We start from the raw sequence: 13,584 nt of genomic DNA, 5'->3' as shown, positions 1-13,584 counted from the left end.
ACCGAAATATTTTTCAAACAAAAACCGAAAACAAACCGTTCGCCGAAAAATTAACGTTTGCAGAACGGGTCAAGGGCAAAGCCCTTGTCGTTTAGGGGTGTGGGGGAATCGAAACCCCCACGCTTTTCCCACCGCTTTTACGCTAAAAGCGGTGCCTGCGGAGCAAAAGAAAAAATTACGATAACCTGTTTTTGATATGACACAGCAAATCAAAATAACAGATACAACCATCGGGATTGCAAAGGCGCTCCTTTGCCTCCCCCCGTCTACCCCTCAATCGCCACTGCGTGCGCGATAGACGGTATCGTCTGCCCCTGGTTTGCCGACGCGGGGTTCATCAATGCGCCCGTCGCGACGAGGAGAATATTTTTCACCTTTTTGCATAACAGCTGTTTGTAAAAATAACCGCAGAATACCGACGCACAGCAGCCGCATCCGCTGCCGCCCGATTTCACGTTCTGCGTTTGAGCATCAAAAATCATACAACCGCAGTCACGGTGATTTTCCGAAATATCCACATCCTGCTTGTTTAAAAGCGAGAGAAGAAGATTTGACCCCGTGTTTGCCAAATCGCCCGTTATAATAAGGTCGTAAAAGTCGGCGCTTCTCCCTGTGTCCTTAAGGTGAGTATAAATCGTGTCCGCCGCGGCAGGCGCCATTGCCGCGCCCATATTGTTCGCGTCGCTCACTCCGAGGTCGATAATTTTTCCCGTCGTGACGTGTGTGATTTTCGGACCGTCGCCGTCCTTTGCAAGCACTATCGCACCGCTTCCCGTCACCGTCCACTGTGACGTCGGCGTGCGCGTACTGCCGTATTCGAGCGGAAAACGAAACTGTTTTTCCGCACCGCAGAAATGGCTGGAGGTGGCGCAGATTGTCTTTTCGGCAAAACCGCCGTCAATCATCATAGACGCGAGCGACAGTCCCTCCGCAATGGTTGAGCACGCGCCGAAAATGCCGAAAAACGGAATGCCGAAATCCTTTATCGCAAAGCTGGACGAAGTGCACTGATTGATAAGGTCGCCGGCAAAAATATAGTCAATATCGATAAACGGCACCGCCGCATTTGCCGCCGCGCCGAAAACCGTCTGGCGCAAAAGTTCGCTTTCAGCCTGTTCCCACGTTTTTTTATGCAGAAATTCGTCTTTGTAAACAGTGTCGAAATACTTTCCCAAAGGGCCCTCGCCCTCTTTTTTGCCAACCGACGAATACGCCCCCGCAATGACGGGACGGCTTTTGAGTTCAACTGTTTGTTTTCCGAGTTTTTTGGTCATTTTTAGCCTCCGAGATATAATTAAGTAATAAATTTTACATCAGCATTTTAAAAATATAGTAGATAATTCCGCACACCACCGACGAAATCGCACCGAACACCAAAACCGGGCCGGCAACGGTGAACATTTTTGCGCCGAGTCCCAAAATGTAACCCTCGCTTTTAAACTCCATCGCCGCCGAAACGATACTGTTTGCAAAGCCGGTAATCGGCACCAGCGTGCCGGCTTTTCCGTATTCCGCAATTTTGTCGTACACGTTGAACGCCGTGAGAAACGAGCCGAGGAAAATCATTGCCATACTTGTGAAGTTGGACGAAAATTCCTTTGAAAATCCAAACGATTTGATAAAGTCCAAAATCACTTGTCCGACCGCGCAAATCGCACCGCCTATCAAAAACGCAAAAATGCAGTCTTTCGCGATTTTCGAGTTGGGCGACGCTTTTTTCACCATTTCGTCATACTGATTTTTGGTCAGAGAACCCATACCGCGTCACTCCTTGAATATTCTTTTTCGGGTAAATTTTTCTTCATAATGCCGAGTATCACCGCCGCGGATATTGCCGCCGCCGCGATTGCTATTGTATATTTCATTTTTAACACCTGCCATTATTATTATATTTTTAAAAATTTTTATTCGTTATTTGATATTATTGCACAATTACTATGTGAATATTCAAAAATAAATTATGCAATACTTATAAAAATTAAAAAATTTTTAAAAAACATATTGACAAAACGAAACTTCGGGATTATAATGTGTTCACAACAAAGGTCAAAGATAGTCAAAGTCAAAAGACAAAAAGCAAACCAAAACTTGTTCAAACCTTTGTGAGTTTAATATAAAAAGGATTGAGAGGGAAAGAAAATGAATATCAGTGATGTAATCGAGAGTTTTATCGTAGACAAAATGAGCGGTGAAAATGATGTCGAGCTGAAAAGAAACGAGCTTGCAAACACGCTCGGCTGTGTTCCTTCTCAAATTAACTACGTTATTTCCACTCGGTTCACAACAGAGAGAGGCTACGTTGTAGAGAGCCGGCGCGGAGGCGGCGGATTTATAAAAATCAGCCGTGTGGTGGTGCCCGAGGGCGACGTTATGATGCACATCATAAATTCAATCGGCACACAGATAGACGCGCAAAGCACGGCGGCAATTTTGAAAAATCTTGTTGCTGACGGTTTCACCGACAAAAAAACGGCAAAAATTATTATGTCGGCGGTGACCGACAAAGCACTTTCGCTTATCCCCTCGGCAAGCGGCAGGGCGAGAGTGAGAGCGTCGATATTCAAAAATGTTTTGATAAATCTTGTATAAGATTTTAAGGAGGTAATTTTTATGTTATGTCAGAAATGCGGAAAAAGAGAAGCTAATTTTCATTATACACAAATGGTAAACAACGTTAAAGCCGAAGTAAGGCTGTGTTCGGAATGTGCCGAAAAAATGGGACTTACAAAAGGCTTGTCAATGGGTTTTGACGACGACTTCGGATTTAATTCCCTTTTAAATTCGTTTTTCTCGCCGAGAGGTACGTCAAGTATCTTCAACACCCTTGAGAGTGCTTTTAACCGTCCGCGAATGTTCAAAATAGACGGTGACAAAATTTACCGCAACGAGTTTGAAAGCGAGCTGGACAAAATGTTCACCGGTTTCGGCGAGGAAGCGGCAAAGGCAAACGGCGAAAATAAGGAGAAAAACGAAAAATCGGACGGCGGAAAAATTGAAAACCTGCGCGCGGGTCTTAAAAAGGCGATTGAGCAGGAAAGATTTGAGGACGCCGCGAAAATCAGAGATGAAATAAAAGAAATCGAAAAGGGCGACAATAAAAAAGAAGAATAATTTTAAAAACAAGCAAAAATTTCTTATATAAAAGGAGGAATTTATTATGGAAAGCAGATTCAGCGAAAGAGCAAGAGCGGCGCTTAAAAACGCTCACACAACAGCTTATAATTTGGGATATAAATATGTCGGCACCGAGCATATCCTCGCCGGCATTATAAAAGAAGGCACTTCGGGCGCGGCAAAAGCGCTTGAAAATCAGGGCATCACCTATGCGGACTTTTGCGAAAAGATAACCGAAATTGCACCGCCCTCACAAAGCGGGGGCTACAACACGAGTTATTCCACAAATCTTCCGCTTTCGCCCAAAACAAAACAAATTCTTGAGATGAGCTACTCCGAGTCGGCGCGTTTCGGCGCAATGTATATCGGCTGTGAGCACATTCTTCTGGCAATATTGAAAGAGGGAGATAACCTCGCTGCGAGAATTTTGTCCGAGATGAATTTCGACCCCAACACCGCGGTCAACGAAATGTTTGCAGTGCCGTCCAAAGAAGGTGCGCAGACAGGCAGTGAGAGCCTTAAAAACCTCACGCAGTTCGGCACCGATTTGACAAAGGTTGCGGCAGACGGCGGTATCGACCCGATTATCGGCAGGGACAAAGAAATTGAAAGAGTTATTCAGATTTTGTCCAGAAGGACGAAAAACAATCCGTGCCTTATCGGCGAACCGGGCGTCGGCAAAACTGCGGTTGCGGAAGGCTTGGCACAGAAAATCGTGTCGGGTGACGTTCCTGAAACTCTGCGCGGAAAGAAAGTATTTTCGCTGGATTTGTCGTCAATGATTGCCGGCACAAAATACAGGGGCGAATTTGAGGAAAGAATTAAAAAAGCGCTGGACGAAGTTAAAAAGAGCAAAAATATAATCCTCTTTATAGACGAAGTTCACACACTTGTCGGCGCAGGCGCGGCAGAGGGCGCAATGGACGCGGCAAACATTTTGAAACCTATGCTCGCAAGAGGACAAATTCAGGTAATCGGTGCGACAACGCTTGCAGAGTACCGCAAAAATATCGAGAAAGACGCGGCGCTTGAAAGACGTTTCCAGCCTATAATCGTAGGCGAGCCGACCATTGATGAAACGGTTCAGATTTTGAAAGGTATCCGCGAAAAATACGAACAGCATCACAAGGTTAAAATCCTTGACGAGGCGCTCACCGCGGCGGCAAAACTTTCGGCAAGATATATCACCGACAGGTATCTGCCCGATAAGGCGATTGACTTAATCGACGAGGCGGCGTCCAAAATCCGTATGGTTTCGTACGGCGCAACCCCCGAAATCAAGGCGCTTGAGGACAACCTCGTTAAAATAACCAAAGAAAAACAGGAAGCAATAAAAGAGCAGAATTTTGAAAAGGCGGCGTCGCTCCGTGACGACGAAACAAAGGCTAAACAGCTTTTGGACGAGAAAAAGAGCGCGCGAAAAGCCGACTCCGAGAAAAACACACCCGTTGTGGGCGAGGAGGAAATCTGCGACGTTATTTCGCAGTGGACGTCAATCCCCGTTAAAAAACTTGCGGAGTCCGACGCGGAAAAACTTAAAAATCTTGAAAACATTCTGCACGAGCGCGTAATTGGTCAGGACGAAGCCGTTACCGCGGCGGCAAAACTTTCGGCAAGATATATCACCGACAGGTATCTGCCCGATAAGGCGATTGACTTAATCGACGAGGCGGCGTCCAAAATCCGTATGGTTTCGTACGGCGCAACCCCCGAAATCAAGGCGCTTGAGGACAACCTCGTTAAAATAACCAAAGAAAAACAGGAAGCAATAAAAGAGCAGAATTTTGAAAAGGCGGCGTCGCTCCGTGACGACGAAACAAAGGCTAAACAGCTTTTGGACGAGAAAAAGAGCGCGCGAAAAGCCGACTCCGAGAAAAACACACCCGTTGTGGGCGAGGAGGAAATCTGCGACGTTATTTCGCAGTGGACGTCAATCCCCGTTAAAAAACTTGCGGAGTCCGACGCGGAAAAACTTAAAAATCTTGAAAACATTCTGCACGAGCGCGTAATTGGTCAGGACGAAGCCGTTACCGCGGTTGCAAAGGCAATAAGACGAGGCAGAATAGGTCTTAAAGACCCCAAACGTCCGACAGGTTCGTTTATCTTTTTGGGACCTACCGGCGTAGGTAAAACCGAGCTTTGCAAAGCGCTTGCCGAGGCGGTGTTCGGCGACGAAAACGCGATTATCAGAGTTGATATGAGCGAATATATGGACAAATTCAACGTGTCGAAACTCATCGGTTCGCCTCCGGGATATGTAGGCTTTGAGGAGGGCGGTCAGCTCACCGAAAAAGTAAGAAGAAAACCGTATTCGGTAGTGCTTTTTGATGAAATCGAAAAAGCGCACCCCGACGTTTTCAACATTCTTCTGCAAATTCTCGACGAGGGCACCGTTACCGACTCGCAGGGCAGAAAAATAGACTTTAAAAATACCGTTGTAATTATGACCTCGAATATCGGCGCGCGCCTTATCACAAGCGAGAATAAAGCGCTCGGATTCGGCGACAAGGCGGAAAAAGAAAAAGGCTACGACAAAATTAAAGAAGAAGTTTTGGGCGAGCTTAAAAATGTATTCCGTCCCGAACTGCTCAACAGAATTGATGAAATAATCGTGTTCCATCAGCTCGAAAAACCCGATATCGAAAAGATTACTTCGCTTATGCTTAATTCTCTCAAAGCGAGAATGGCAGGACTCGGCATCGATATAGACTTCGACGAAAGCTGTGTCGCACATCTTGCCGAGGCAGGCTTTGACATCAACTACGGCGCACGACCGCTCCGCCGTGCAATACAGTCGCAGGTTGAGGATCTCATTTCGGACGAAATGCTCTCCGGCAACCTCAAAAAAGGCGACAAATGCACCGTTAAAGCGGTTGACGGTAAGCTTGCGGTTGAAGTGAAAGAAAAAGCCGAAGTGTGATGACGAGGCGGCATAAATGAAAAAATCCCTCATTTAATGAGGGATTTTTTTGTGCAATAAATTTTTTATTTAAACAATTTTTCGGGGTTTACCTGCACATTGCCGTCGGTAAGTTCAAAGTGCAGATGCGGGGCATCGGCGATTTCGTATGACGCACTGTCGCCCACAACGCCGATAACCGAGCCCTCCGCGACCTCGTCGCCCTTTTGCACCGCAACGTTCGGCGAGAGATTTTGATATTTCGATTTTATCCCGCTGTGGTCGATAATCACCGTCGTACCCATCTTTTTGTCGTCGAAAATGTCCTCAACAATACCGTCCGCGCACGCAAAAACGCTGTCGCCCACCTTTGCGGAAATGTCAATGCCGTCGTGCACGCGCCAGTCGTCCATAGTTTTTGAATAGACTGGCGTTTTATCCGAAAAAAGCTTTAAAATCTCGCCGTTGACGGGCTTGATAATTCCCGTAACTTCGGGCGTTTTCGGCATCTCAACCTCGGGTGACGCGCTCGGAATTTCCACCTCGGTTTTCTGCTCCGTGCTGTCCTCCTTTTCGGGAGTTTCCTCTTTTTTAACATCGGTCTTCACCGCGTTTTCGGGCGGAACGTACGGAGTGCTTTCAGTGACGCTCGTCTGCTTGCTCTGCGCGGTTTTATCTTCGGCTGCGTCACGAAGATTTTTCGCGGATTTTCCCGAAAAAAAGCTTGTGAACAGTGCGGCCGCAAACACGCACATCAAAAGTGAGTAAAATATTTTTTTCTCGGGCTGTGACTTCTTTTTCTCGTTTTCAACGCTTTTTGCAACGTTAAACTTTTTCATAATTATTCACCTCAAGTAAATTTTTTACAATTCACTCAAGAATTATACATTGAAATTTGCGCGCCGTTATAGTATACGGCGAGAATTTCAGCGTAGTTTTTGCCCTGTGACGCCATATAGTTTGCGCCGTATTGACTCATTCCCACGCCGTGGCCGTAGCCGTGAACGGTGAAAATCACGGTTTCGCCGTCCTTTTTTATGTCAAAATTTGCGGATTTTAACATAAACATCGACCGCATTTTCGTACCTTTTATTTTTATACCGAAAATTTCGATTGTGTCCACCGCACCGCCCTCGGTGCGCGATATGTCACCGACAAATTTTGATAAATCTGCGTCGGGATATTCTTTTTTTACGGTGTCGCAAAACACCTTGTAATCGACTGTGTATTCGGTTAAAAATTTCGGCGACAAATCCTCCCCCAAGCTTTCAACGCTTTTAAGATACGGAAAATCACCGCCCCACACATCCGACGCGTTTTCGGTTCGTCCGTTGTTTGACGAATGAAAAACCGCGCGGATAGGCTCGTTTTGATATGTCAAAATTTCACCTTTTGTGTCTAAAACCGCCGATTTGATTTTTTTGTAAAATTCCTCCGCATTGTTTCCCCATTTTTTTGAAATTTCTTCTTTCGGGACGTATGCCTGGCAGTGCGCCGGGCTTGTGCAGATTGACGCGCCTTTGTGCGCGTCCTGTAAATCGTTTGCGTTCGCGTTGATTTTTGACACCGTGTACGTCCGTGCCGCCACCGCCTGTGCCTTGATTGCCTCAACCTCGAAAAGCGCCGGCATTTCGGCGCACACGACGCCCGTTATGTATTCCTCAAACGGCATTGTGACGCACTTTCCGCTATCTGCAAGATATACCGAAATTTCTTTTCCCATATCAATGTCCGCCCGATTTTTCTGCCCCTTTTCAGATGCGTCCGCGCTTTTTTTTACGCTCACCGCCAAAAACGGCAGTGCAAAAATAATCAGCCAGAGAGTTATAACCCACAGCAAAAATTTTTTCATATGACCATTCCTTTGTATATTTTATAAAAATTTTCAAAATATTAGAACATGTTTTGCATATTACGTCACAAAAAAATTCATTTTATTGTCGGTTTTTACAAAATCACGGCATATTTTATAAAAATTTGCAATATTTGATAAAAAATATTTCAAAAACTGTTGCTATTTGCAAAAAAATATGGTAAAATAAAATTCGCGATAAAAAAACAGGGGGTAATTTTGATGACAGACAATAAAAATATCGGCGAAATTATAGGATTTTCACCGGAGGTATATAAAATTTCTCCCGATTTATATAAAAATTACGACGTAAAACGCGGACTGCGAAACCTCGACGGTTCGGGCGTTCTTGCGGGACTCACCGGCATCAGTGAGGTGCACGGATACGTCGTTTACGAGGGCGAAAAAACCGCGGACTACGGTTCGCTTTCATACCGCGGATACGACATTGCCGACCTTGCAGAACACTGCGGATGGGACGGCAGATTTGCATTTGAAGAAGCCTGTTATCTGCTCCTTTGCGGATTTTTGCCGAACGACACGCAATTTTCCGCATTTTTGGAGGCGCTCAGGCAAAACCGCGCGCTCCCCGAAAGTTTCACCGAGGATATGATTTTGAAAGCGCCCAGCAAAGACATTATGAACAAGCTTTCGCGTTCGGTGCTTACGCTTTATTCCTACGACCGCAACGCTGACAGCACCACACCCAAAAACGTTATCCGCCAGTCAATCAGCCTTATTGCGAAAATGCCCACCCTTGCGGCATACGGCTACTGGGCAAAGGCGCACTATTTCGACAGAAAAAGCCTTATTCTTCATCAGCCCCAGAAAGAATATTCGATTGCGGAAAATATTTTGCATATGATTAGGGAAAATTCAAAATTCACTCCCGAAGAGGCGCGCATTTTGGATCTTGCACTGCTTCTCCACGCGGAGCACGGCGGCGGAAACAACTCCGCGTTCACCTGCCGTGTGCTCACGTCGTCGGGAACCGATACATATTCCGCGATTTCGGGTGCGATAAACGCGCTCAAAGGCCCGAAACACGGCGGCGCAAACCTCCAGGTTGTAAAAATGATGAACGATATTGAAAAACACGTCGAAAATCTTCACGACGAGGGTGAAATTTATTCGTATCTCGGCAAAATCATCAAGCGCAAGGCAGGCGACAGGTCGGGTCTTGTGTACGGAATGGGCCACGCGGTTTACACCAAGTCCGACCCCCGAACCGAAATTCTGCGTGCACAGGCGGAATATCTTGCAAACAAAAACGGTTTCGGCGAAAAATTCGAGCTTTACGAAACGGTCGAAAGGCTCGCACCCAAAGCGTTTGCCGAGTTTAAGGGCGACAAAAAAGTCATCAGCGCAAATGTCGATTTTTATTCGGGATTTGTTTACAGTATGCTTGACATTCCCAACGAGCTTTACACTCCGCTTTTTGCCATTGCGCGTATGGCAGGCTGGTGTTCGCACAGGCTTGAAGAGCTTATTTCGGGCGGACGAATTCTGCGCCCGGCATACAAGAGCGTTTGCAAAAACGGCAAGGAATTTGTGAGTATGAGCGAGAGAAAAAAACTGTACTGCGAAAAAGAAGAATAACAAAAATCCCCGATTTTTTATAAAATTCGGGGATTTATTTTGTCTTAAAAACGGAAAATTTTATTCCGACGGCTTGGCGTAATGCAGTTTTTTGTTGATTTCCTGCATACGTATGTCGGTGGACGCGATAACGTCGGCGCACTCTTTAAGCTCGCGCATAATGGAGTCTGCATCGTCAATGTCCTTTTTGTATTTCATAGTGTGCTCGAGGCTCGCCCAAAAATCCATTGCAATGGTGCGGAACTGAACCTCAACCTTGATATTTTCCTTTCTGTTCGCGAAAAAAACGGGTATCGAAACGATAATGTGAAAACTTCGGTAGCCGTTTTCTTTCGGCGTTTTTATGTAGTCCTTCACCGAAAGGAGCGTCACGTCGTCCTGCGAAATGAACATCTTCGCAACCTCGTAAATGTCGTCGACAAACGAGCAGATTACGCGGATACCGGCAACGTCGTTGATGTTTTCGAGAATTGACGCCATAGAAACCTCGTAATTTTTGCGCAAAAGCTTTTTAAAAATGCTTTCCGGCTTTTTGATGCGCGACTTTATCATCTCAATAGGATTTCGGTTGTGCGCGGTCGCAAGGTCGTCGTTGAGCACCTCAAATTTCGTGCGGACCTCCTTAATCGCGCAATTATACATCATCATAAATTCCTGAAAATCCTGTAATTTATCAAAAATTTTGCCCTCGTCGAGAGGCAGGGGCGATTCATCAATCAAAAACTTGCTTAAACCTTTTTCCACTTTTAACCTCCAAAAAATTTATCAATCCATATTTTACCTTAACATTGTGAAAAATGCGCGAAAACAAGGTGAAATTTTATTTTTTGTCTTTTTTTGCAAACGCGAAAAACCTCAGAAACAAAAACGTTACCGGCACGCCGATAAGCGCGGCGAGCAAAAATACAAGGTATTTGTTTATGCCGAGGTGATTGTATAAAACGACCACAAAAATGTTTTGAATTATGAAATTCGGCAGATACGAAATGCAGAATTTTATGTATTTTGCAAACGATATTTTTTCTTTAAACGCCAAAAATGTGTTTAAAAAATACGAAATTGTGAGCGACACCGCGTACCCGAAAACAAATGCAAAATTCGCCGGAAGAAAGATTGAAAACAGCGACGAAAATCCCACTCCCGTCGAAACGTTTATGCACCCGATAATGAGAAATGCCATAAACTCGGGGGTTAAGAATGTTTTCAAAAAACTTTTTTTGTGCGTCTTTTCGTATTCGTTCCAGTCGGTGAGCTTTTCGCCCTCAACGATATAAGCCTTTTTTGAAAGACGCGCAAGCGGAGTGTCCGAAAGAGAGTCGGAATAAAAATTTTCAATTTCAAATGTTTCGTCATATGCCTTAAGACGTTTAACCTTTTCCTCACCCCAGCAGTTTTCGCCGTTGTATTTTCCGGTCAGTTTGTCGGCGTCGGACGCGATAAGATGTTTAATTCCCAAGTTTTTGCAAATCGGTGCAAGCAGAAAATACGGCGACGCGGAAATTATCACGTCGTCATCTTTTTTTGCTTCGAGATAAAACTTTTTAATGCCCGATTTGTGCGATTTCCAAAAATCCGCAGCCGCGCCGTCAATGTCTTTCACCGCGGTGAAAAATATGTAAAATTTCTCTTTAAACTGCGTTTTGGTGATAAGTCCAAACACGAAAAGCGCGAAATAAAAAGCCTGATACGGCAGAAATTTTAAAACCGACGGGAATTTTTTGACGCAGTAAAAATAAAAATCACGCGTGCTGTCGCCGTCGTATATGGTTTCGTCAAAATCGTATGCGTTCATATTTTTCTCCTTATACTATGCGGTTTTATCCTTTTATATACACCAACAGCGTCATCAGAACGGCATAAAACAAACTTAACAAAATAAGGGGTTTGTCGTGCAGAACGACCTCTGCCGGGTCGCCGTCCGAGTCGCCCTCAACAATGTATCCGTACCGCATTAAAATCAAAATTATCACGGGAACCGTCCACACAAGGCGGTTGGGCGAAATTTCCGACACCGTGAGGGGGTCGGCGCACCAGAGCGAATAAAACACCAGTGCAATCGCCATAAACATATACATCATCTTGTCCAAAAATTCGTAGCTGTAATATTTCAAAACCTTGCGCGACGTGTCGGACTGACGTTTTAATTCGTTGCGCCTTTTTCCGAGTCCGAGGTAGAATGAAAGCGACAAAACCGTTAAATAAAGCCAGCTTGAAACCTCGATTTCCACCACCGACGCGCCGAACAAAACGCGCAGTAAAAATCCCGACGCCAAAATCGCGACGTCCACAATGGGATAGTTTTTAAGTCCGAAGCTGTAAAGGCAGTTGAGCGCGAAGTAAATCACCAAAAACACCGCCGAAACGGGCTTTTGAGCGCACGCAAAGCACGCGCAGATTACCGCAAAAACTCCCAAAACGCACGCGTAAATAATTCCGCTCTTTACGCTGATTTTGCCCGACGCAATGGGACGCAGACGTTTTTTCGGGTGCTTTCGGTCGCTTTCTTTATCGTTTATATCGTTGATGATGTAAATAACGCTCGACAAAAGCGTGAATGCCAAAAATCCGAGCGCGCATTTTAAAACCGCGCCGGCGTCAAAAAGCTTGTGCCCGAAAAACAGAGGCAAAAGTATAAAAACATTTTTAATGCAGTGCTTAAACCGCGCAAGCTTTATGTATTCTTTCATAGTTTCATCTCCTGTTTTTTGACCTCTCGCCCAAGTAATAAACCGACATTGCGCCGATTATCACAAAAACGTATGCAACCGAATATGTGTAGCGCGACTGCACCTCCATAAGCATAAGTCCGCCCTCAAATCCCAAAATCATAAGGCATAAAAGGCACAAAAGGCTTTTGTATTTGGTGAAAACCGCGTAGTAAAGGCACAGCAGAATGAGCATTATGTAATATACCGACGCGGTGCGGTAAAGCGTGTATAAATACGGCTTTGCGCCCTCTGTTCCGTTGTTGCCGTACGACCAGTAAACCGAGTTAAACTCACCGTAACCGAAAATGGTGTTCGTCTTTTTAAACAAAAGCGGAACAATCTTTTCTTTGTTGTCCGAAATTCGCTTTATAAGGCGCTCTTTCACAACCTCCGCCATTTTGTCTTTGTCTTTGTTGACTTCAAAATAAATGTTCTGGTCGTCCGCCGAAAACATTCCGCCCGTTTCAAAATTAAATCCGACAAGCATATAAACGGTGAACGGCACACCGCCGTTTGTGAGGCGGTATTTTGTAATTCCCGTTTTGTAGTAAATACTGCTTACGCTTCCGAAAACGATAAAAAACGCAAGCGCGAGCGACGCGCAGGAGATTATTTTTGTCTTTTTTGCAAAAACCGTGAGTGCGCCTATGATGTAAGCCGAAAGGTAGAAGGGCGCGACACCGCGGAAAAGACAGCCGACCGCGAGAAGTGCGCCCGAAATGAGCATATTCACCGCGCTTTTGCCTATGTGCGCGCTTTTGTATGCCGAAATCACAAAAAGGAGCGACAGCAAAAGAAACGGCATTGCAAAATTTTCGCTCGTAAACACCGCGCAGTAGGCGATTGACGGGATAAATCCCGAATAAAACAGCGCTGCGATAAGTCCGAGTTTTTCACCGCTGATTTTTTTGCCGATAAGGTAAATTATAAAAATGCAAACCCCCGACAAAACCGCGCTCGCAAGCTGAATGTTAAGCACCGACACGCCGAAAATTTTAAACAGAATACCGCACACGAACGTGAATGTTGTCATATGCACAAAACGGTGAAAATATGTAAATTTGTCAAAACACGAATAGTCGCCCGACGCGACGGATTTTGCACCGTTAAACATTGTTTCGTAGTCGCTTATCGGCACCGTTTTTGCAAACGTGACGTACCAAATCCGCACCGCCGTGCCGGCGAAAATTATCGCAAGAAGTATAAAAATTTTGCTTTTTCCGCCTATGTTTTTCGCGTTTTTGATGCAGAGTGCGAGCGCGAGCATCAAAAGTGAATACAAAATGCCGATGATAACGTCGGAAACGCCGGTGACCGACGCGCCCGACCACAGGTTTATGACGTTCATCACCAAAATAACCGCGAGAAACGCCGCGAAAATATAAACGAAAGTATTTGTAAGTTTTTTCATA

12 protein-coding genes are annotated in these 13,584 nt (G+C 45.3%); 4 read left to right on the top strand and 8 right to left on the bottom strand.

Features of this window, described 5'->3' with window-relative positions:
* Positions 1-266: 266 nt before the first annotated feature.
* Positions 267-1,274: a stage V sporulation protein AD gene (gene spoVAD / locus H8706_RS07625; protein ID WP_262432143.1), complete on the bottom strand. Its 1,008-nt coding sequence runs from the start codon at positions 1,272-1,274 to the stop codon at positions 267-269.
* Positions 1,275-1,308: 34 nt separating this feature from the next.
* Entirely contained in the window at positions 1,309-1,758 is a 450-nt protein-coding gene (gene spoVAC, locus H8706_RS07620; protein ID WP_178348696.1) for a stage V sporulation protein AC, read from the bottom strand.
* Positions 1,759-2,139: 381 nt separating this feature from the next.
* Here spoVAC and H8706_RS07615 point away from each other — a divergent pair, with 381 nt between their 5' ends.
* From H8706_RS07615 to H8706_RS07605, 3 genes are read left to right on the top strand one after another with little or no spacing between them, the layout of a single operon-like run.
* Complete coding sequence (locus H8706_RS07615) at positions 2,140-2,589, top strand: CtsR family transcriptional regulator (RefSeq protein WP_178348695.1); 450 nt, start codon at positions 2,140-2,142, stop codon at positions 2,587-2,589.
* Positions 2,590-2,610: 21 nt separating this feature from the next.
* On the top strand, positions 2,611-3,111 hold the full coding sequence (locus tag H8706_RS07610; protein ID WP_262432142.1) for a UvrB/UvrC motif-containing protein: 501 nt from the start codon (positions 2,611-2,613) through the stop codon (positions 3,109-3,111).
* A gap of 46 nt (positions 3,112-3,157) precedes the next feature.
* Complete coding sequence (locus H8706_RS07605) at positions 3,158-6,034, top strand: AAA family ATPase (RefSeq protein WP_262432141.1); 2,877 nt, start codon at positions 3,158-3,160, stop codon at positions 6,032-6,034.
* Positions 6,035-6,099: 65 nt separating this feature from the next.
* On the opposite strand, the gene H8706_RS07600 is transcribed toward H8706_RS07605, so the two are convergent.
* Entirely contained in the window at positions 6,100-6,852 is a 753-nt protein-coding gene (locus H8706_RS07600) for a M23 family metallopeptidase (protein WP_262432140.1), read from the bottom strand.
* Between the two features lie 35 nt (positions 6,853-6,887).
* Positions 6,888-7,865 carry a stage II sporulation protein D gene (spoIID, locus tag H8706_RS07595; RefSeq protein WP_262432139.1) on the bottom strand — a complete coding sequence of 326 codons (978 nt, stop codon included), beginning with the start codon at positions 7,863-7,865 and terminating at the stop codon, positions 6,888-6,890.
* A gap of 222 nt (positions 7,866-8,087) precedes the next feature.
* Between spoIID and H8706_RS07590 the strand changes: the two genes are divergently transcribed.
* A complete protein-coding gene (locus H8706_RS07590) occupies positions 8,088-9,464 on the top strand; it encodes a citrate/2-methylcitrate synthase (RefSeq protein WP_262432138.1) in 1,377 nt (458 codons plus the stop codon).
* A 60-nt stretch (positions 9,465-9,524) separates the two neighbouring features.
* On the opposite strand, the gene H8706_RS07585 is transcribed toward H8706_RS07590, so the two are convergent.
* The 4 genes from H8706_RS07585 to H8706_RS07565 form a co-directional block, all read right to left on the bottom strand.
* Complete coding sequence (locus H8706_RS07585) at positions 9,525-10,208, bottom strand: GTP pyrophosphokinase (RefSeq protein ID WP_394354543.1); 684 nt, start codon at positions 10,206-10,208, stop codon at positions 9,525-9,527.
* 76 nt (positions 10,209-10,284) lie between these two features.
* On the bottom strand, positions 10,285-11,256 hold the full coding sequence (locus H8706_RS12370; RefSeq protein ID WP_316636741.1) for a haloacid dehalogenase-like hydrolase: 972 nt from the start codon (positions 11,254-11,256) through the stop codon (positions 10,285-10,287).
* 25 nt (positions 11,257-11,281) lie between these two features.
* Positions 11,282-12,151: a decaprenyl-phosphate phosphoribosyltransferase gene (locus H8706_RS07570; RefSeq protein ID WP_262432137.1), complete on the bottom strand. Its 870-nt coding sequence runs from the start codon at positions 12,149-12,151 to the stop codon at positions 11,282-11,284.
* Between the two features lie 4 nt (positions 12,152-12,155).
* Positions 12,156-13,583 carry an ArnT family glycosyltransferase gene (locus tag H8706_RS07565; RefSeq protein WP_262432136.1) on the bottom strand — a complete coding sequence of 476 codons (1,428 nt, stop codon included), beginning with the start codon at positions 13,581-13,583 and terminating at the stop codon, positions 12,156-12,158.
* Position 13,584 lies beyond the last annotated feature (1 nt).

It is taken from the genome of Qingrenia yutianensis (assembly GCF_014385105.1).
In the GTDB taxonomy this organism is placed as follows: Bacteria; Bacillota; Clostridia; order UMGS1810; family UMGS1810; genus Qingrenia; species Qingrenia yutianensis.
Note: the sequence above shows the minus strand (reverse complement) of the source record. Positions and strands in the feature narration are given on the sequence as shown.